The sequence below is a fragment of the Gottfriedia acidiceleris genome, assembly GCF_050457485.1.
GTDB classification, from domain to species: domain Bacteria; phylum Bacillota; class Bacilli; order Bacillales; family Bacillaceae_G; genus Gottfriedia; species Gottfriedia acidiceleris_D.
Map to the genome: position 1 here is coordinate 190,373 of NZ_JBCMJM010000007.1, position 20,740 is coordinate 211,112.

Here is a 20,740-nt window from a genome sequence, read left to right on the forward strand (position 1 = left end):
ATTGGAAATGGAGGATTTAATGTGAGATCAGTTATGATTGCGATAAGAGCATCTATTGTATTGTTTTTAATTTGCGGATTGGGATATCCATTAGCTACAACAGGGGTTGCACAGGTTATTTTTCCGAAACAAGCAGATGGTAGTTTAATAGAAACGAATGGAAAAGTTAAGGGATCCAAATTACTAGCTCAAGAATTTAAAGGGCCTGAATGGTTCCATTCTAGAGCGTCTGCTGCGAATTATAATCCTACTGCTTCAGCAGCAACTAATGCTGCTGTTGCATCAAAGGAATATGTTAAAGCAACAAAAGATAAAATAAATCAATTAAAAAAAGAAAATAGTGATCTTGGTAAAACGATACCAGCAGATTTAGTAACAACGTCTGGTTCGGGATTTGATCCAGATTTATCCCCTGAAGCAGTAAAAGCTCAAGTACCGAGGGTTGCTAAGGCAACAGGGATTTCAGAGGATAAATTAAGGGCTTTAATCGATTCTCATACAACTGGTCGTCAATTAGGAATATTTGGAGAGCCGCGTGTGAATATATTAGAACTAAACTTAGCATTACAGAAGTTAATATAAAAGGGGAGAGAAGTCTCTCCTTTTTCCTATGTATAGAAAGGAGGAAAAATATTGAGTGGCAAGCAGTTTCGTAGAAAAACACCCGAGGAATTACTAGCATCCATACAGAAAATCAAAAAAGGCAGATTAAAAATAATCATTGGGACAGTAAGTGGATCTGGAAAGACATACCATATGCTACAAGAAGGTAATGTTTTAAAAGACCGTGGGATTGATGTTGTAATTGGTTTAATTAGTGAGACGAATCGTCAAAAAACAATTGATCAAATTGGATATTTGGATAAAGTACCGACTTTCCAATGGGAAGAAGAAGGAACGATTAAACATGACCTTGATTTGGATGCAATCATTGAAAGAAATCCTGAAGTAGTACTTGTTGATTCCATAGCCCATCTAAATCGACCAGATGCAATGTTTTCAACACGTTTAGAAGATATTAACTACTTAATCGCCAAAAATATAAGCGTTATTACAACTATGAATATATATGAAATAAAAGAAGTTTATGATGAAGCTGACAAATTGACCGGTGGAAAAGTTAAAGTGGAATTATTTGTTCCAGAAGATACTTTGTCATTGGCTAATGAAGTTAAGTTATTAGATGTAACACCTGAAGTTATTTTAGAAAGATCAAAAGAAGATTTTTACAATAATGATGAAAACACAAAACATACTCAGTTATTTCATAAAAGCAACTTAGCAGTACTTCGGGAGTTAGCACTACGTTTTATAGCTAACGAAGTAAATGATGAGCTTGATGAATATAGAGAAATACACGGTATCGTAGGACCATCCGGAGCGTCAGAAAAAATTTTAGTTACTGTTCAATATCATTGGAATGGTTCTATTTTGATACGTAGGGGGCAACAAATTTCAAAAAGATTAGGTGGAGATTTACAAGTAGTATGTTTTCAACCCCCAAACAAAAAATTCACTACTGATGAATTAACGTTTAAACGCTCCATCATAAAACTTGTTGAAAAAGTCGGAGGGAATTTTGAAGAATTGCCATTAAGAAGTAAATCAATTGCGAGTGAAATAGTTGAATATTCAGTTCGAAATAATATAACAAGTATTGTACTCGGGCAATCAAAAAGAACTCGCTGGGAAGAGATTGTGAATGGTTCGATCATTAATAAAATTTTAAGGAAAAGTAAAAATATTGATGTATTTATCGTTGCTGATCGAGCCGAAAAAGATGGTGAAAGATTAATTCCTACAATGCAAGTAAATAAAGAAATAACGGATCCATATCGTCGCTTAAGTCCACAAGAGCTTGCTCAGGAAATTCATAAAATTAAACGTGGTTCTTTAAAAGTTTATATCGGAGCTGCTCCTGGTGTTGGAAAAACATATACGATGTTAAGAGAAGGTAATGAGTTAAAGAAAAAAGGAATCGATATCGTCATTGGGTTACTTGAAACGCATGGTAGGAAAGAAACCTTGGAAAAAGTAGGAGTTTTAGACGTAATCCCGAGAAAAGTCATTCCTTACAAAGAAACAACTTTAGAAGAAATGGATACTGAGGCTATTATACAAAGAAATCCAGAGGTAGTGTTAATAGACGAATTAGCGCATACGAATGTACCTTGTAGTAAATTTAATAAGCGATACATGGATGTTGAAGAAATCCTGGCAGCAGGGATATCGGTCATTTCTACGATGAATATTCAACATGTAGAAAGTTTAAATGATAGTGTCGAACAAATTACTGGAGTTCGGGTTAGGGAAACAGTTCCTGACAATATACTTAGAGATGCCAACGAGATCGAATTAGTTGATATTTCTCCAAAAGCACTTAGAGAAAGAATGAAAGAAGGGAGAATTTACGCACCAATTAAAATCGAACAATCACTAAATAATTTCTTTAAAACTGGAAATTTAATTGCTTTAAGGGAATTAGCGCTTAGAGAAGTAGCTGATGATGTAGATGAACGTCTTGAGGCATGGGAACGGGATTTAACACTGAGAGGACCTTGGAGACAAGAGGAAGTCATTTTTGTATGTGTAAATTTAAAACCTACTAATGAAAGACTTATTCGAAGAGGCTTTCGAATTGCATATCGGCTAAAAGCTAAATTGTATGTATCGTATGTTAAAGTACATGACAATTTTTCAGAAGAAGAAAAACTTTCATTAAAAAAAATAAAAGATTTAACTGCACGCTTAGGTGGAACATTTGAAATGTATGAAACAACTGATCGAAGACACGTTTTTATTGAATTAGTAAAAAATATTCTAGAAAAAAAGACAACTCATGTAATTATTGGACAGTCAGCCCGTTCTAGATGGGAGGAAATAAAAGCAGGATCAATCGTTCAAAAGCTGTTAAGGGAGTTACGTCACTTAGACGTTTTAGTAGTTGCTGATCAAAGTTTAAATCTTTGATTTTTCAAAGGATTTATTTAAATACATTTTTCTGGTATGAGCGTGAAATGTTAAAATTTCATGCTTTTTTGTTTTTTAGGAGTGATTCTCAACGAAAAAAATTTTTTAAAATTTTTTTAAAAACCCTTGACCTAAACTTAGGTTTAGGTTGTATTCTCGGATTTGTAAGCAACAATTAAATAAATCGGAGGAATTAAAAATGACGAAATACGCTTTTATAACAGGTGCTAATAAAGGGATTGGATTAGAAATTGTTCGACAATTAGCTGAAAAAGATTATCATGTATTTTTAGGGGCTCGAAATGGGGAATTAGGAAACCAAGCTTTACAATCTTTAGGGTTATCAAATGTTACCTTTATTCAAGTTGATGTTTCTGAGACCCAATCTATTCAAAAATCTTTTTCTAAGATTCAGGAGTTGACTGATCACCTAGATTTATTAATTAATAATGCAGGTATTGCACCTGATTTTAATATTTTACCAAGTGATCTCAAACTTGAAACATTACGTCAGGCCTTTGAAGTAAATTTCTTTGGAACTTTCCAAATGATTCAAACTTTTTTACCATTGGTTAAAAAATCAGAACGAGGAAAAATTATTAATGTAACGACCGATATGGCATCCCAAACAATGTTTGACCGTGGTGAAACTGACTCAATTAATATTTTAGGTTATAATTCTTCAAAAACAGCTAATAATTCTTTAACACTAACATTTGGTAAAGAATTTGGAAGTAATGGTCCAGAAATTTTCGGTGTTACACCTGGATTTACAACAACGGACTTAAATCATAATTCGGCTGGAGGAAAAACAACAGCTGAGGGTGCCAAAATCATAACTGACTTTGCGTTAAGTAATATAAATTATAATGGTAAAATATTAAATGCAAATGGTATTATGCCGTGGTAAGGGAGAGTTCATGAATTATACAATTGGGCAAGTAGCAAAGTTGAATAACTTAACAATTTCTCAATTAAGATACTATGACAAACAGGGATTGTTACCCTTTCTAAAAAGAACTGAAAGTGGAGACAGACTATTCGATGAAGATTCACTTAAATTCATCGAAATGATCTTATGCTTAAAAAATACAGGAATGCCGATCAAAAAAATAAAGCAATTTGTTGACTGGACTATGCGTGGAGAAGAAACTTTGTATCAACGTTTAGAGCTTATGAAACAGCAAGAAAAAAATATTTTAGAGCAAATAAAAGAAACTGAAGAAAATTTAAAGAAAATTCAACGGAAAATTGCTAAATATGAATTCGAAATAAATAAATAAATAAAAAAGACAACTTATAGTTGTCTTTTTTATTTATTTCGTAAGTATATACTTAAGGTTTTTTAATTCTTGTTTAAATTAGATTTCTCTATAACAAGACCTAATTTTTTAGCTACATAACCCGTGGTACTAGCCTGTATAAGAATTGTCATTAGAATGGCAATAAAAGTAACGGTTGTTATTTCGTTTGCATATTTAACTCCAGCAGCTACAATCATCCCAGAAAGTGCAGCAGGAATAACTCCAGTTTCACGAACCCAAAACATAAACAAAATTTCTTTCCATGTCCATTTTGCTTTTCGATCTGGCAAAGCACAAAAAAGGACTGTAAGCGGCCTCGCAATAAACATGAAAACTAAAACAATTAGTACTCCTTGTATCCAAAATTTACTTAAAATATGAAAATTAACTTGGGTACCAAGTAACATAAATATAAGTTTCCTCATAATTAATGTAACATTATCCGAAAAATGTGCATCGGTTGTTTTAGTTTCATCTGAAATTTGAAGACGAAACAATTGTGGATTACCTAAAATCAGACCAGCTGTAAAAGTTGCCATAAACCCACTGGCATGAATAAATCCAGCTGCTAAATATGAGCTAATCGCTAATACTAGACTGACAATTGTACTGAATTTATTTAAAAATGCCCATCTATGTGATGAAGTAAAAAAAGCTCCAAAGAAACCAATGATTATTCCAACTAATATGCCACCACCAGCTTCACGAAAAAAACTCCAAATACTAGCTGAAAAGGATAATTGTGATTGTCCTAAAATGACTCCGAGTATAGTAAATGCCAAAATAGAACCCGTTGCATCATTAAAAGCTGATTCACTTTCTACAGTTTGTCTTACTTTTTCACGAATCGTAACTTGTTTAAAAACTGGAATCAAGGTTGCTGGGTCAGTAGATGCGATGACTGATGCAAGCAAAAGCGCATATAAGAAAGGTAACTTTAATAAATAAAAAGCTGTAACTGCTACAACTAAAGCTGTAATAATGACCCCAAGAGTCGATAGAAGAGAGATAGTAATCCATACTTTTTTTAAAACGGAAACATGAATGGCTCTACCTCCTTCAAACAGAATTAGGACAGAACCTAGGACAATAATGAACTGATTAGCCACTGATTCATTTGGCAATGAAATGAAATTAAATACGGATGGACCTACTAATATTCCGATTATCATAAATAAAGCTACATCAGGAATTTTTACTTTTTCAGCTAATTTAATTGCCAGTAATCCAAAAATCAAGACGAAAGTAATTATATATAATTCATGTTCAACAGTCTTCATTACTACTGATTCCATAATACACCTCTTTAGGCACTTAAACTTATCTTAGATTGACCTTGTTGAACTCGAAATATTTACGAATATCCAATTTAAAATAACGAATTATTATTATATTTTTTCCTCAATGGGGACGCTAATTATGAAATGAGGAAGAAAAATTTCGTATACAAAATTAGGCAAAAAGAGGGGATGTACTACTATGAAAAAAAAGCTGGAGCCTTCCTTAGACCCATCAAAAGTTTTAGTGATTGGATTTGCTCTAATAATTGTTTTAGGTAGTATTCTTCTAACTCTACCAATCGCTACTGTGGATGGAAAAGGTCTGAATTGGTTGGATGCTTTATTCACTTCTACATCTGCTACATGTGTGACTGGATTAGTTGTAGTGGATACTGGTACAACGTTCACATTATTTGGACAATTAGTTTTATTGTCGCTCATTCAACTTGGCGGTTTAGGTTTTATGACATTTGCTACTTTTTTTGCAGTTCTTTTAGGTAAGAGAATTTCTTTAAAAGAACGGTTGTTATTACAGGAAGCATTGAATAATTTATCAATTGCAGGAATTGTTCGTTTAGTAAAGAGAATCTTTATTTTTACAATTGTGATTGAATTAGTTGGTGGGATCATATTAGCAATTCGTTTTTCATTCGATATGCCAATTAGAAAGGCAATCTATTTTGGACTATTTCATTCTGTTTCAAATTTCAACAATGCTGGGTTTGATTTAATGGGAGGGTTTAAGAGTCTAACTGGTTATGTTGCAGATCCTACTGTTACAATTGTGGTTTGTTTATTGATTACACTTGGCGGAATTGGTTTTATCGTAATGAACGAATTATATGAATATAAAGAAACAGGCTTTCTCTCTTTACATACTAAAGTAGTTCTTCAAACAAGTATTTATTTATTAGTTTTAGGAACTGTTCTGATTTTCTTCCTAGAATTGCATAATCCTAAAACATTACAGCCTTTATCTTGGACTGGCAAATTTCTTGGTTCATTGTATCAATCTGTGACACCTAGAACGGCAGGATCCAATACACTCAATATACCTGATTTAACGCAACCCACACTTTTCATTATTATCATTTTAATGTTTATTGGGGCATCTCCGGGTTCTACGGGTGGAGGGATAAAAACGACGACTTTCGCTACATTATTAGGCGCAGTTCGATCACAGATTAAAGGAAAAGAGGATGTTGTATTTTTTAAAAGAAGTATAATGTACGACACTATTTATAAGGCACTTACTGTTACTGTATGTGGTCTGCTTATTGTTATCTTTGTAACCATGATATTGACAATTACAGAACATGGAAAGGATTTCTTAATGATTTTGTTTGAAGCAACTTCTGCATTTGGAACTGTTGGATTATCTATGGGATTGACCCCTGATCTAACACCAATTGGAAGGATTTTGATCATTTTAACAATGTTTGCGGGAAGGGTTGGTCCATTGACGATTGCTTTTGCTGTTACACTAAGAAGAACTTCGGATCCTTTTAAACGACCAAAGGGTAAAATCATGATTGGTTAAATCGGACCATAATTCAATTTATAGGAGCAATGTGAATATGAAAAAACAATATGCAGTCATTGGACTCGGTAGATTCGGCTCAGGTATAGTGAATACTTTATTGCAACACGGTAATGAAGTGTTAGTAATTGATAGTAATGAAGAGCGGATTAATCAGTTTGCAGACATAGCTACACATGCAGTAATTGCAGATTCTACAAATGATGAAGCTTTAAAGGCTATTGGTATAGGTAACTTTGACACAGTTATTGTAGCGATTGGAAATGATATGCAATCTAGTATCTTAACAACCTTAGTTTTAAATGAATTAAAAATTAAAAAAATCGTTGCTAAAGCATTAAATAAGCGTCATGGTGAAGTTTTAAAAAAGGTTGGGGCTGATTGGGTTATCTATCCGGAAAAGAATATGGGAGAACGAGTTGCGCATCAATTAATGTCACCAAATGTTTTAAACTTTATTGAACTTGCTCAAAACTACAGTATAGAAGAAATTAAGTTACCTTCAAAAATGGTTGGGAAAAGTTTGAAGGAATTAAATATTAGAGTAGAATTCAATTTAACTGTCATCGCTATAAAAAGCGAAGGAGTAGTTAATATCTCGCCTTCTCCTGATGAAGTTATACATGAAGGAGATGTATTGGTTATGATTGGAGAAAATAGGGATTTACATAGATTTTCAAATATCGAATAAGTTTTAAAAAAACAATTTTAAATTAAAAATTGTTTTCTCATGAGTAGCGATTTTAATATGTAAACGATTACCAAAAATAGAGCAACTAAAATCATTTATTTCAAGTAATCGTTTACAATAAATATTCCAAAAATCACCATTTGACGAGTGTATTTTATCATGATAAAGTTGGTCTTACGTTTAAAAACGAACGTCAAACCACGGCCATTTGATCATGGTTTTTTTATATGAAAAAAATCGAAAGGAGAATACAAAATGAAAAAAGTTATTTTATCTTTAGTAGTTGGATGTGGATTTTCTATTTTACTGACAGGGTACGAAACGAATAAGTCAGAAGTTAATAAAAAGGTCTCTATGTTTAATCAAACTGAGGTACAAAACGTGTTATCAAGTATTGTAGCAGTTGATCAATCGAAAGAGATCGTTTGGAATCAAGCGCGCTAATTAGTAGCGAATTTTCCTAAAGATGGTCTTACGTTTAATAACGAACGTCAAACCACGGCCATAGGTCATGGTTTTTTTATTTGAAAAAATTGAGAGGAGAAAATAAAAATGAAAAAAATAATTTTATCTTTAGTAGTTGGATGTGGATTTTCAATTTTAATGACAGGGTACGAAACGAATATGTCAGAAACGAATAAAAAAATCTCAACGTTTAATCAAGAAGAAGTACAAAGTGTATTAACAAACATAGTTGTAACTGCAAATTCACAACAAATCGTTTGGAATCAAGTACGATAATTATAGCAGGAAGAGAGAAAACAAGAGCATTAGAGTTAAAAAGAGATTTTTTTGGACACTCATTACTTCTTATATTTGTTGATCCATTAAATTGTTATTATTTAGAGATTCCAAAATTATAATGTAAATTTTAAAAAAAGTCTCTTTACAAATTTATCCTAAAGTTATATATTTACATTTGAAAAATTTATATTTCTCTATTTTCAAACCATAGTTGCTTAATCTTAAAAAGAGCGGGGGAACCATTTCTTTATAGGGGTGAATCCTTTTTTGTAAAGGTAGGGGTATTCTTTAATCCCGAATCCGACAGCTAACCTCGTAAGCATTTAAAGAAGGGGGTTTATTTAGTCTTGTTTGTAAACACTAAGTAAAGCTTAGTGTTTTTTTGTACGTTTTTTTAAGAAAAGGGGAGAAATTTATGCATCATCCATCCGATTATATAGAACTTGGACTATTTATTTTAGCGATTTTTGGAATTTATTACGCGGTTGCAAATTTTAACAGTGTAAAACGAGTCTTTATTGGTAGACCAATGAGAACTGCTGAGATTCATGCTCAGCATAATAAGTTGATTTGGTTCATTGCTTTACCTATATTAGCAGCAGATTTGTATTCATCTGTATCTTATGGACCAGAGGCAGGTATGACTGAGCTAATTGGTCTTGGTTCAAAAGCACACTGGTATATTATACCGATTACAATAGCAACTGTTCTTTTATTAGGAATTCTAATTCTATCATATATTATGGGAATTTTAGCTTATCCAAGTGGTGGAGGAGCATATGCAATTGCAAAAGATAATTTTAAACCTCGATGGGTTTCACTCATTGCTTCAAGCTCACTTTTAGTTGATTATATTTTAACGGTTGCGGTTTCAGTTTCTGCTGCACTTGAAGCTGTGTCATCTGCATACCCAGCTGTTGTACCTTATGAAACTGTATTAGCTATTTTTTGTGTCTTTATCATATTAGTTGTTAATCTTCGTGGGGTTGCTGAATCAGCTAAAATATTTGCATGGCCAACATTTGGTTTTATGATCTGTATGTTACTCTTGATTTTTACCGGATTCTTTGATGAATTGCAACATGGTTTTGTACAGCATCATACGCCTACATTTGGTACAGTTCCACAAGGGTTAAGTATATTACTTGTCTTAAAAGCATTTAGTTCTGCATGTTCAGCTTTAACAGGTATTGAAACCATTTCAAATGCAGTACCAGTTTTTAGAGAACCTCGTCAAAAAAATGCAATTAAAACATACATAGCACTAGGGGTGATTACTTCTATTACACTTTTAGGCTTTGCTTATCATTTATATGTGAACGGTATTTCACCTAATCCAAACGATACAATGTTATCTCAATTAATAAAAGTCTATTTCGGACATGGAATACTGTATCAAGTTATCATTTGGTTTACGTTTATCATTTTAATTTTAGCTGCTAACTCAACGTTTACAGGATTTTCTCAATTGGCGGCGATTGTAGCTGCAGATGGATTTTTACCTCGAGGATTTACAAACCGAGGAGATCGATTAGGTTACTCAAATGGAATTATCGCACTTGCGGCAGCAGCGAGTATTTTAATCATTGCATTCCAAGCTCATACAAATGCACTTATTCCGCTGTACGCAATCGGTGTGTTTTTATCTTTTACAATTGCACAATTAGGTTTAACAAGAAGATGGAAACGGGTCAAAGGACCGAAATGGCAAGTGAAATTAGCAATAAATATTATCGGTTTAATTGTAACGTCTGTTGTTACGGTTATATTTGCAGTTACAAAATTTGTTGATGGTGCTTGGGTTGTTTTAGTTGTTATTCCGACAATAATTTTCTTCTCATTAGCTATTTATAAACATTATCAAAATGTAGCAAGCGAATTAAGGATTGATTTAAGTTCTTTTAAACCAGAAGCAAATAAAGTTATAACAGTTGTATTAGTGTCGGGTACTCATCGTGTTGTTCACAATACATTATCATTTGCAAAAGGTATTGCTACTGAACCAATAGCAGTCTATGTAGGTTTTGATGATGAATCAATCAAGGGAATGGAAGAAAAGTGGGAAGAATGGGGTACACCTTGTCGCCTAGTCGTATTAAAAAGCCCATATCGATCAGTTTTAGCACCGCTATCAAGATTCATTAAGTTAATTGAAGCAAAAGAACAAGGTAGCCATGTTCAAATTGTAATTCCGCAATTTATTCCTAAAAAATGGTGGCATAATCTACTTCATAACCAAACAGCACTTTTACTTCGACTTTGGTTGATTAGTCAAAAAGATGTTGTTGTGACTACGGTTCCTTACCATTTGAGAAAATAGTTTTTTGGACTGTCAATTGATTAACGTATAGAAGAAGAGTCTTTTTTGTTAAATATAGATAAGGACATTTATCTACTGAAAAATAAAGCCTGTATCATAGATTACCAAGTAATCATTGATACAGGCTATTTTTTCAAAAAGCTTTAATTCGAGTTAAGTATTTCTACCTCGAACTTTGGCTGAATGGATATTCGTGGATAATCTTTACTCCAACTCAATAAATTCCAAATATTGGGGTGATTTGCCTTTATTTCTTTCCCAATTCCAATGGCGTCACTATTTGCTTTTTGCATCGATTCAATTGTAGACTTAGCCATTTCTTCCAAATGTTTACTCAATTCTTTTTCCTTCTGATTAATATACGTATTACTAAGAAGATGAATACCCGTACCAAGATCGTATGCATAAACCTTCAGACGGACTTTGATGGTAACTGTAGGTAACTCTTTTGATCCTCTCGAAACAGTGAAATTTGAATTTATTTCTTTTACAGAAAAGCCATAATCGCTTTTTTTCTCATGATTTGATATTTTTTTTTCGTTATTTTTTTCGGTTAAATCCCCAGTCAGATTTAACCTTACAAAGTGCTTTCCTAAAAGTAACATCATCATGGTAACTTGGTCTTTTGATAGTTTTACCCCAGTGTTTTTCCCATGACTGTATAAATATGCTCCATCCAATTCAATCGCATTATCGGACTGTCTTATGACCGGTATTGATAAATCTTCCAGTATTTCTTCTTGTGATAGTAATAAGTCCATCATGGTAACCTTTTGAATCATCCGTCTCTTTTCTGATGTCAAAATATAATCATTTAATTCATCTGTAAATCCCTTAGGTTTTTTAGAGTTATCTTTCATATATTTAGGTAGATTTCCTTCAAAAATAACAACTGGTGAGTTAATTGATGAATAAGGTGCAGTTAGAAGAAATGACATCTCTGAAGTAGGATATTCTAAAGCGAACTTTTCACTTAGCAAATAGAGTCTATTACTTACTCCATAAACTACATGACTTGAATAACTACTATTCCCACTAGCTAATAATAGACTTGGACCCTTTGCAACCGTAATGACTGTTGTGACATCTCCGTTACCTTGCCCATTCGTTTTTAGAGTTGATTCAACTTTGTGTAATTCGACCTCTCCACTTTCATTTAGATTAAGGCCTGCAACATCCATCATTTTCAGTTTACGTAATGGCAATTGATCCCAACAACCTGTCAAGAGGGGGAATAATAAAATAATATATAGAACTATTGCAGTTTTTTTCATTATTTTCTCACCTCTTCAGGAACCAATTAATCACTCGATTCTAGTTCAAGTTATAAAAAAATTCAAATCAATATCTCATTTTCCCGGAATCCATCGACAATCATTCTATTTTCCTAAATTTTTATATTTTTTATTTTATACTTAACACATTTTACTATTCTTTTTTTAATTATTTTAAGACTCTATTGTTTAAAGTAATTTGACTAAATCCTGAAAATAGAAGAATAGAAAAACATTGTGCCTTTTAAGTCTTTTCTCCTATTGAACTAAACTGTGAGTAAGCTGATTTTCTTCTTTGTTTTTTTATTTTTACAATTCAAAAATACTCTTAATATCGGAGAACGCAACATACAATGTATGAGGTGAATTATAAAAGGTGTAATTAAAAAATTGAAAATTCATTTGTGATTCATATAAGAGAGGGAGTGAGTATTTGAATCTCTCATACAATAGGAATCTTTTCAATAATAAAGAAGCTATTTTGCTTGCAGTATTTAGTTATCAAACATATGTACATTTTTTAAATGGCACAGTTACTTTGCCAAAAGGCTATGATCTAAAATATATTATTCATGCTGATGTAAATGTGGAAAATCCTACTAATGAAGTATTTGGCTTTATTGCTGAATCAAAAGAGCATATTATAATTGCTTTTCGAGGATACGCTTCTTATCCAGCAGATCTGATTGCAGCGTATGATATTCTACAAGTTCCTTATCCTTATGTAGACAATAGCGGTAAGACATCACGTGGTTTTACATGTATTTATGAATCTACAAGAAATAAATTAATGAAAGAAATTAATACATTTTCAAAGAAAAAGAAGCTATTGATAACTGGACATAATTATGGTGGAGCATTAGCGTCTTTAGCAGCTTTAGATATTGTAGTGAATACAAAATTTGAGAATGTATTTGTCTATACTTACGGAAGTCCTCGTGTTGGTGATCCAGCATTTGCTTACAGATTTAATCAAACGGTGCTAAACAGCCATCGAATCGTGAATATCCATGATTCTTTTCCAACCTTTCCAGAAAAAATTTATCCTCCTCCGTTTACAGAAGAGGGATTATATTATAAACACGTAAATACAAAGTATCCACTTTCTTTTCAACTGAACGACACACCACGAAATGATGGGATTGGCTGCTATTTTAAAAGCTTAAGTAACTTAAATCCGGAGTATTCAAAAACATTGTGTTCCGAAAATCCTGGTTTTTGTCCTAATTCAGAAATGTGCTTTCCATTTCAACGAACTTGTAATTGTCCAAAACCTTGTCCTTAAAGAAGGTGGTGGTTTATATGGAATATCCTCTTAATTCAAATGTGTTTAATAGTAAAGCTGCAATATTACTTGCAGCAATGTGCCATCAGTCGAATCAACTAATTGAAAATGATAAAGGAGAAATTTTCTTACCTAAAGGATTTAAACTTCGACAAATAATTTACGCTTTTGCAGGAGTTGAAGAGCCAGAGTCAGAACCGTTTGGGTTTATCGCAGAGTCAAAAAATGAAATTATTATTGCTTTTAGGGGTACGGACTCATTTAAAGATAATGAATCTGATCAAGATTTATATCAAGTGGAGTATCCATTTGTCGAAAATGTTGGCAAAACTCATCGTGGATTTACGTGTATTTATCAATCTGCAAGAAATGAAATGATAAGAGAATTATTGAAACTTTCAACAGATAAAAGACTATTCATAACAGGTTATAGCCTAGGAGGCGCATTAGCGGTTTTATCTACTTTTGATATTGCGATTAACACAGATTTTAAGACACCGTTTGTATATACATTCGGTAGTCCAAGAGTTGCAGATCCAGAGTTTTCACATCGATTTAACCAAGTCGTGAAAAATAGTGTGCGTATTTTTAATGTTCATGACATTATTCCTACATTGCCAGCAGAATCTTATCCACCACCATTTACGGCTAGAGGTTTATATTATCGACATGTAAACGATCAATTTCCGGTATCATTTCAACTAAATAGTATTGCTCGAAATCACTATATAGGTTGTTATTTTAATCAAATGAGTAGGTTGAATCCAGAATACGCTAATTCACTATGTACTAATAATCCTGGCTTTTGTCCGAATACAAAAATTTGTGTTCCTTTTAATGGGAACTGTATTGATAAAAAATCTATGTAAATGATTGAATAAAGTATGTAAACGAAATACAGAAGAGGCATAAGTGCTCTCTTTTTTTATTTTGTTTACCTTTTAAAGTGAGTTTAGTCCTATATGTGTATTTAAAAAAATCATATTATAATAGTTATCATGACATTATTAATGTATGATTAACGTAACAAAAATGAGTTTTTATTCGTTATCATTTGACGAAGGATCATTGAGTTTATAGGAGAGATATGGGTTGAATCGTTGGAAAATTCTTGCTTTTGTTTTTGTATTAGGAATGATAAATTTTGCAGATAAGTCAGTTGCTGGATTATCTGCTGTCCCTATAATGAAGGAACTGCATCTTTCATATGAACAATGGGGAATCGTTGGGAGTAGTTTCTTTTGGTTATTTTCAATTGCAGGTGCGGTAGGAGCTGCTTTGTCAGATCGAATCGGAACAAAAAAAATGTTGGCAATTCTAGCAATCATTTGGTCTATTGTACAGCTTGGAGCATTCGTTATTACCGGCTTTCCATTCCTTATTTTGTCTAGGGTAATGCTTGGAATTGGGGAAGGACCTTTTTATGCGACAGCTGTTAATCACTTGAGTAAATGGTTTAAACCAGATTCTCAAAGTTTTGCGTTATCAATTTTGAACTTAGGGAATACGGTTGGTGCATTAATATCTGCTCCAATTTTAGTTGCAATTATTTCGAAAAGTGGCTGGAGAATGGCTTATGGCTTTTTAGGTATTCTTAGTATGATTTGGCTCATATTTTGGTTATGGTATGGCCGTGAAAAACCAATTCATACTATTGAACATCGAATAGTTTCCGAGGAAAAGGTAAAACTGACGCAAATTATTTCAGTTTTAAAAACGCCAACGTTTATTGTTACAGCTCTAGCCTGCTTTGCCGCTTACTGGATGACTTCATTTAGTATTGTTTGGATGCCATCATTTTTAGTACAAGCTAAGCATTTCACACAAAGTCAGATGGGCTATGTGATTGCTTTAATGGGAGTTTTCGGAGTCATTGTGAACATCATTATTTCGAGATATGTCGACCTAATATATAAAAAAAATCAAAGCTATAGAAAATCGCATGTCAAGGTTGGTGGTTTATGTTTAATTTTAGCAGGGTTACTATCTTATTCTATTACACTTATTTCTTCGACTGGATTGACTGTCGCTTTTTTATCGCTTATACAAGGATTTTGCCTTCTTATATTTGGACTATGTCCGCAGGTAATTAATAGTTTATTACCAACAAAAAAAGGTTTAATGAGTGGGATATTGGTCGGATTTAGTACGTCAGCTGGTATGATTGTTTCGATTGTAACAGGTAAATTTGTTCAATCAGCAGGCTCCAACATAGGAATTGGATTTAATTATTCGATATTGCTATCTTCAAGTTTAATGCTTATTTTCGGAGTTGTTTTTATAGTTTTTGCGAGACCTGACTATAAAATAGAAAAAGTGGTTCAGGAGTCAAAACAATTTGGAGCATGAATAAGAGTTCACTTTAATTAGATAAAGTAAACTAGCAGAAAGCCAAATCCCAAGTATATCGTGGATTTAGGCTTTTTTTTGTTAGATTTTCTTTTTAAAGTAAAGTAAAGGTTAAGTTAATATGAAAAGTAGAATTTACTTCTTGTTCATTTTTTTAAATTAGTTTAGTTCATAGGTCAAATTTATTATTCTGATAATTTAGATATTTTTTTTTTTACGTTTAAACAATATTTTTTATTAGATTTTAAAGTTTTCCCCCAAGTTTTTAAATTAATTTTTTAGAGGAGATCATAAATTTGTTATTAGAAAGTTTGAAAAACCTTAGAAAAAGAATAATATTTCTGCAGAGTATTTTAATAATCGACAAATTTAATAAAAAAATAAAAGAAAAAATAAGTCTTTTGAATCAATGTCGAATCCTCGAATTTCCCCAATTTACTCAATATACAATTTTTTCAATAATAGGATTAACATTGTAGTTTGAAATGGAACATACGAAAATTTAATGAGAACTAAAAGCAATAGTTGTAATTAAATACTAGTATCGTTATTCATGAACACTTACATATGTAATAAACAGATGCATGGAGGGTAACAATGAGTAAGAAGTCATACAATGGTAAAATTGTGAAAAGTTTATCTGTAGTTGCATTATCATCTAGTGTTATTTTAGGTTCACTTGGACATTTACATCTTACAAAAGCAGCGGGTTATTCGAAAGTTGAAGACATACTAGCTAACTTAACTCCAGAACAAAGATCTTCATTAAACCAACTTTCAACTAATGAAGCAACAGGTCTTCAAATTTCATCTGATATTGATCAAAATTCAACGAAACAAACATCAGTAATTGTAGAGTTTGCAAATAAACCTACAAAAGTTGCGCAAATGGAAGCGAGTCTTCAAGGTCAAAATTTAACTGCAAATGAAGCAACAAATTTAATTGATCAAGATCATGACACATTTAATCAAGATGTTGATCAAATCTTAATCGACGAAAATCATAAAAAGGCAGATTACGAGATTACTCGCTCATATAAAAATGCATTTAATGGTGTATCTATTAACCTACCAACTAATCAAATAAAAAATCTATTAAAATCAAAGGCAGTTAAGGCAGTTTGGAGCAATGAAACATTTTCAATTGATCCACCAAATGCAAATGATAATAATCAACTAAAAGCTGATGAAGCAAAAGTCGGAAACTATACGCCGTATGATGGTTTAGATCGTTTACATGCGAAGGGTTTCACTGGTAAAGGTATAAAAGTAGGGATTCTAGATACAGGTATTGATTATAATCACCCAGATTTAAAAGATGCATTTAAAGGCGGATATGATTTCGTTGACAATGATAACGATCCGATGGAAACAACATATGCTGATTGGAAAAAATCTGGAAAGCCTGAACTAAGTGGATCTTCAGTTTATTATACAGAACATGGAACGCATGTTGCTGGTATTATTGGTGGTCGTGGTAAGGCCGATAGTGAATATAAAATGTTAGGTGCGGCACCAGAAGCTGATATTTACTCTTACAGAGTACTTGGACCATATGGTAGTGGAACAACTGATGCAATCATTGCTGGATTAGATCGAGCAGTGAAGGATGGTATGGATGTTCTGAACTTATCATTGGGCGCATCAATAAATGACCCTTTTTACGCGACATCAATTGCTGTAAATAATGCTGTTTTAAGTGGTGTGACAACAGTTGTTGCAGCAGGGAATAGTGGTGATAAAAATTATACTTTAGGTTCACCAGGTGCTGCTGCATTGGCCTTAACAGTTGGTGCTTCATCAATTTCGCTTGATGTATTTCAATACGCTGGTGTTCAAAATGGTGTAAATTACACGGTAAGGCAATTAGCAAGAAATTATACGGATGATCTTACTCAACTAAAAGGGAAAACATTCCAACTTGTTGATGTTGGTCTAGCTAGAACAGTTGATTTTAATGGCAAGGATTTAAATGGGAAAATTGCGTTCATTAAACGTGGAACAACTGCATTAGCTGATAAAATCAAAAATGCAAAGGCTAAAGGTGCAGTCGGAGTACTAATGTATAACGATGAAGCGAATCAAGCTGAAGGAGCAATTCAATCATTTATGGGTGAGTCAATTGATGCTGTTCCAGCGTTTTCGGTTTCAAATAGTGAAGGAAATACAATCTTAGCTGCTATAAAAGCAGGAAATGCTAACTTCACATTTGGGGACTATTCAAAAATCCAAACAGCTAATGATGAATTGGCAGGGTTCAGTTCAAGAGGCCCATCTCGAGTAAACTATGAAATTAAACCTGAAGTAACGGCACCAGGAGTAGCAATCATGTCAACTGTTCCGTTTTATATTAATAATAAAACAGCAGATGGTACTCATATTGAAGACTACAAATATTCTTATCAGCGCTTATCTGGTACGTCAATGGCTACACCTTATGTGGCAGGTGTTTCTGCATTATTACTACAATCAAATAAAGACTTACAGCCAGCAGACATCAAATCAATATTAATGAATACAGCGGATCCATTATCAAAAGCATATAGTGTGTTTGAAATTGGAAGCGGACGAGTTGATGCATATGAAGCAATTCATTCTAATATAGAGTTACAAGTAGTTGATCAAACTACGACATTAAATAACAAAGATAAACAAAAATCGATTAAAGAATTAACTGGTGGCATTAGCTTCGGTTCATATGGGTTCGATGATCAAGATATAAATGATGATCGTACTGTTACACTAAAAAATAGAACCGAAAATGCGAAAACATTTAGTGTTAACGTTAAATTTCAAACGGGCTTAAGAGGATCATTAGATGCTACAAAAAATAATGTAACATTAACTGGACCAACTTCTGTTAAATTAAATGGAATGAGCACAAAAAATATTAAGTTTAATTTAACTATTCCTAAGACAGCTGAAAAAGGAACATATGAAGGATATATCGTCTTTACAAACGATTCAGACCCAACTGAAACTTACCAAATCCCATTTGGTGGCAGAGTCGTTAATGAAGGAATTGATACACTTAATCTTAGTACTCAAATGTATTCGGGGGATTTAGCATTTTCTCCTACTGCAAATCCTTATCTTTCATTTAACTTTTCATTAAAATCGCATATGAAAAATGTAGACGTTGTATTACAAGATGCAACAACGGGCGAAGATATCGGTATACTTGGATCATTTGATGGTCGTTTATTGAATGAAAACGTAGCTTATGGAATTGCAGGTGGATTTTCTGGAGCTTATTTTCCATTCACTGGTGACCCGAAAAATCCAATCAGTAATTCAGTGGTGATGGCCAAAACAGGAAAATATAAATTTAGATTAATTGGAACAAATGATCTAGGCAAAACATTCTCTAAATCAGTTGACTTTATGTATGAAAAAGGTGCACCAACTATGACTTCAACCTTTGATTCATTAGATCAGAAAGTCATTGAATATAAGGAAAGTCAATTTGATGCAAACGGACAATATTTATATGACTTTAATATTAATTTAAATGATCCAGAGACTGAGGAAGCAAAACAATTTGGTTTACCAGTGGACCAATCAAATAATATGGTTGCTGCACAATATGATAGTCCGTATTTTTATGATCCCGTTAACACTGATAAAAATGGAAATTATCATGATCAAATACTAGTTAAAAAGAGAGCAACTCCTTTGAAAGTACAGTTTTATGGAATGGATGCTGCTAGAAACTTTACTTCTGATGCTTCTGCATTCCAAAGAGTTGTGTTTGTTTCTGATTCGTATCCGTACTATTATTTAAAAGCTAATAAAAAGACGGCATCAACAGGTGATACAATCAACTATTCAATTCGATCTAATAATATGAAAAACTTAAAAACAGCGAAGATAACCATTCCAATTTTAATGCAAGATGGAAGAGACCTTGCTACCATTAAAAATATAGTCGTAAATGATGCCGTTAAGCAATATGGTGATGCACAAGTAAATGTTACAACAACATCTAATGGAATTTATACAAAGTATGCAATTACGTTTAACTACTTAGGAAATAAAACATTGCCTGAAGATCTACAACTAGTTAATTTTGATTTAGAAACAGCAAAGATATATAATGAAGGGTTCCCTGTTTACTGGTATGGTATGGAGTTTACTAGTTCGACAACTGATCAAAATGACGTTGTAACAAATAAGGTATACGCTTATATGGAATCAATGGATTTAAAACAAACATTCTCTGAATTAGAGGGTAGAATGGACTTAGAAGGCACAGTTGATCCTGCAACTAACCAAACAAATTTGGCTCTTAATCAACTAAATATCGGTGCAAAAGTAACGGTTACTACTAATGATGGAAATGTTTTAGATGCACAGTTTAGGAACAAAAATGGAAGTTATGTTGTAGTTGGAATTAAACCTGATCGTATGCCTCTAACAATTAAAGTTGATGCACCGGGCCATTTTACAATGTATAAGGACTTAGTGGTTTCAGATGAAGTTAGAGGAGAACAACTAGGTAGAGGAATAGGTTTTAACTTAAATCAAGCGAAAGCTGGAGATACAAATAAAGATAATGTCATTGATATTTTAGATGCATTAAATATTCAAACAGATTGGGGTTCAAATAAATTAGGCTCCGATTTAAACTTCGATGGTGTTGTTAATAAAAAGGATATGGATTTTGTCGTTAAGAACTTTGGTTTACAAAATACTACTGTACCAAATCCACCTAAAGCTAAAACTTCTTATAAGGGTGTAACTTTAGACGATGTTTTAACTCAATTAGGATTAAAGTAAATAAATTAGATTTTGATTAATTTTATTTAAGATAAATTAAAAAATATTAAAACTATCATACTTTTATGCTTAAAAGTATGATAGTTTTTCTTTGTAAAAAAAAGGAATATTCAATTTTTTCGGATTTTTTAACGAAAAATCATCAAATTCCCCCAAATTTACAATAAACAGGTTTTTTTTTATTTATTTAGAATTCACCTTATT

The 20,740-nt window shown here is 32.6% G+C and carries 15 protein-coding genes and 1 riboswitch; of the genes, 13 read left to right on the forward strand and 2 right to left on the reverse strand.

Going from position 1 to position 20,740, the window contains the following annotated elements:
• Positions 1-21 precede the first annotated feature (21 nt).
• From kdpC to ABEY15_RS07395, 4 genes are all read left to right on the forward strand, one after another.
• The gene (kdpC, locus tag ABEY15_RS07380) at positions 22-582 is read left to right on the forward strand and encodes a potassium-transporting ATPase subunit KdpC (protein WP_429889473.1); all 561 of its coding nucleotides are present in this window, start codon (positions 22-24) and stop codon (positions 580-582) included.
• Between the two features lie 51 nt (positions 583-633).
• Positions 634-2,970, forward strand: coding sequence for a histidine kinase (locus ABEY15_RS07385; protein WP_429889474.1), 2,337 nt, complete (start codon positions 634-636; stop codon positions 2,968-2,970).
• 199 nt (positions 2,971-3,169) lie between these two features.
• Positions 3,170-3,880 (forward strand): SDR family NAD(P)-dependent oxidoreductase, encoded by a 711-nt coding sequence (locus ABEY15_RS07390; protein WP_429889475.1) that lies wholly within the window; start codon positions 3,170-3,172, stop codon positions 3,878-3,880.
• A gap of 10 nt (positions 3,881-3,890) precedes the next feature.
• Positions 3,891-4,253 (forward strand): MerR family transcriptional regulator, encoded by a 363-nt coding sequence (locus ABEY15_RS07395; protein ID WP_429889476.1) that lies wholly within the window; start codon positions 3,891-3,893, stop codon positions 4,251-4,253.
• A 62-nt stretch (positions 4,254-4,315) separates the two neighbouring features.
• On the opposite strand, the gene ABEY15_RS07400 is transcribed toward ABEY15_RS07395, so the two are convergent.
• Complete coding sequence (locus ABEY15_RS07400) at positions 4,316-5,569, reverse strand: cation:proton antiporter (RefSeq protein ID WP_429889477.1); 1,254 nt, start codon at positions 5,567-5,569, stop codon at positions 4,316-4,318.
• A gap of 184 nt (positions 5,570-5,753) precedes the next feature.
• Here ABEY15_RS07400 and ABEY15_RS07405 point away from each other — a divergent pair, with 184 nt between their 5' ends.
• The 5 genes from ABEY15_RS07405 (at position 5,754) to ABEY15_RS07425 (ending at position 10,849) form a co-directional block, all read left to right on the forward strand.
• Positions 5,754-7,094: a TrkH family potassium uptake protein gene (locus ABEY15_RS07405; protein ID WP_429889478.1), complete on the forward strand. Its 1,341-nt coding sequence runs from the start codon at positions 5,754-5,756 to the stop codon at positions 7,092-7,094.
• Positions 7,095-7,131: 37 nt separating this feature from the next.
• Entirely contained in the window at positions 7,132-7,785 is a 654-nt protein-coding gene (locus ABEY15_RS07410) for a potassium channel family protein (protein ID WP_429889479.1), read from the forward strand.
• 255 nt (positions 7,786-8,040) lie between these two features.
• Positions 8,041-8,229 carry a hypothetical protein gene (locus ABEY15_RS07415; protein ID WP_069033508.1) on the forward strand — a complete coding sequence of 63 codons (189 nt, stop codon included), beginning with the start codon at positions 8,041-8,043 and terminating at the stop codon, positions 8,227-8,229.
• A gap of 108 nt (positions 8,230-8,337) precedes the next feature.
• Positions 8,338-8,526 carry a hypothetical protein gene (locus ABEY15_RS07420; protein WP_429889480.1) on the forward strand — a complete coding sequence of 63 codons (189 nt, stop codon included), beginning with the start codon at positions 8,338-8,340 and terminating at the stop codon, positions 8,524-8,526.
• Between the two features lie 205 nt (positions 8,527-8,731).
• Positions 8,732-8,866: riboswitch (cyclic di-AMP (ydaO/yuaA leader) on the forward strand.
• Positions 8,867-8,944: 78 nt separating this feature from the next.
• A complete protein-coding gene (locus ABEY15_RS07425) occupies positions 8,945-10,849 on the forward strand; it encodes an APC family permease (protein ID WP_429889481.1) in 1,905 nt (634 codons plus the stop codon).
• A 143-nt stretch (positions 10,850-10,992) separates the two neighbouring features.
• Here the strand turns inward: ABEY15_RS07425 and ABEY15_RS07430 are convergent, their stop codons facing one another.
• The gene (locus ABEY15_RS07430) at positions 10,993-12,123 is read right to left on the reverse strand and encodes a Ger(x)C family spore germination C-terminal domain-containing protein (protein WP_429889482.1); all 1,131 of its coding nucleotides are present in this window, start codon (positions 12,121-12,123) and stop codon (positions 10,993-10,995) included.
• Between the two features lie 433 nt (positions 12,124-12,556).
• Between ABEY15_RS07430 and ABEY15_RS07435 the strand changes: the two genes are divergently transcribed.
• The 4 genes from ABEY15_RS07435 to ABEY15_RS07450 all read left to right on the forward strand — a co-directional run bounded on the left by ABEY15_RS07435 (position 12,557) and on the right by ABEY15_RS07450 (position 20,536).
• On the forward strand, positions 12,557-13,408 hold the full coding sequence (locus ABEY15_RS07435) for a lipase family protein (RefSeq protein ID WP_429889483.1): 852 nt from the start codon (positions 12,557-12,559) through the stop codon (positions 13,406-13,408).
• Between the two features lie 17 nt (positions 13,409-13,425).
• Positions 13,426-14,277 (forward strand): lipase family protein, encoded by an 852-nt coding sequence (locus ABEY15_RS07440; protein ID WP_429889484.1) that lies wholly within the window; start codon positions 13,426-13,428, stop codon positions 14,275-14,277.
• Positions 14,278-14,500: 223 nt separating this feature from the next.
• Positions 14,501-15,757 (forward strand): MFS transporter, encoded by a 1,257-nt coding sequence (locus ABEY15_RS07445; RefSeq protein WP_429889485.1) that lies wholly within the window; start codon positions 14,501-14,503, stop codon positions 15,755-15,757.
• Positions 15,758-16,354: 597 nt separating this feature from the next.
• The gene (locus tag ABEY15_RS07450; protein ID WP_429889486.1) at positions 16,355-20,536 is read left to right on the forward strand and encodes a S8 family serine peptidase; all 4,182 of its coding nucleotides are present in this window, start codon (positions 16,355-16,357) and stop codon (positions 20,534-20,536) included.
• Positions 20,537-20,740 lie beyond the last annotated feature (204 nt).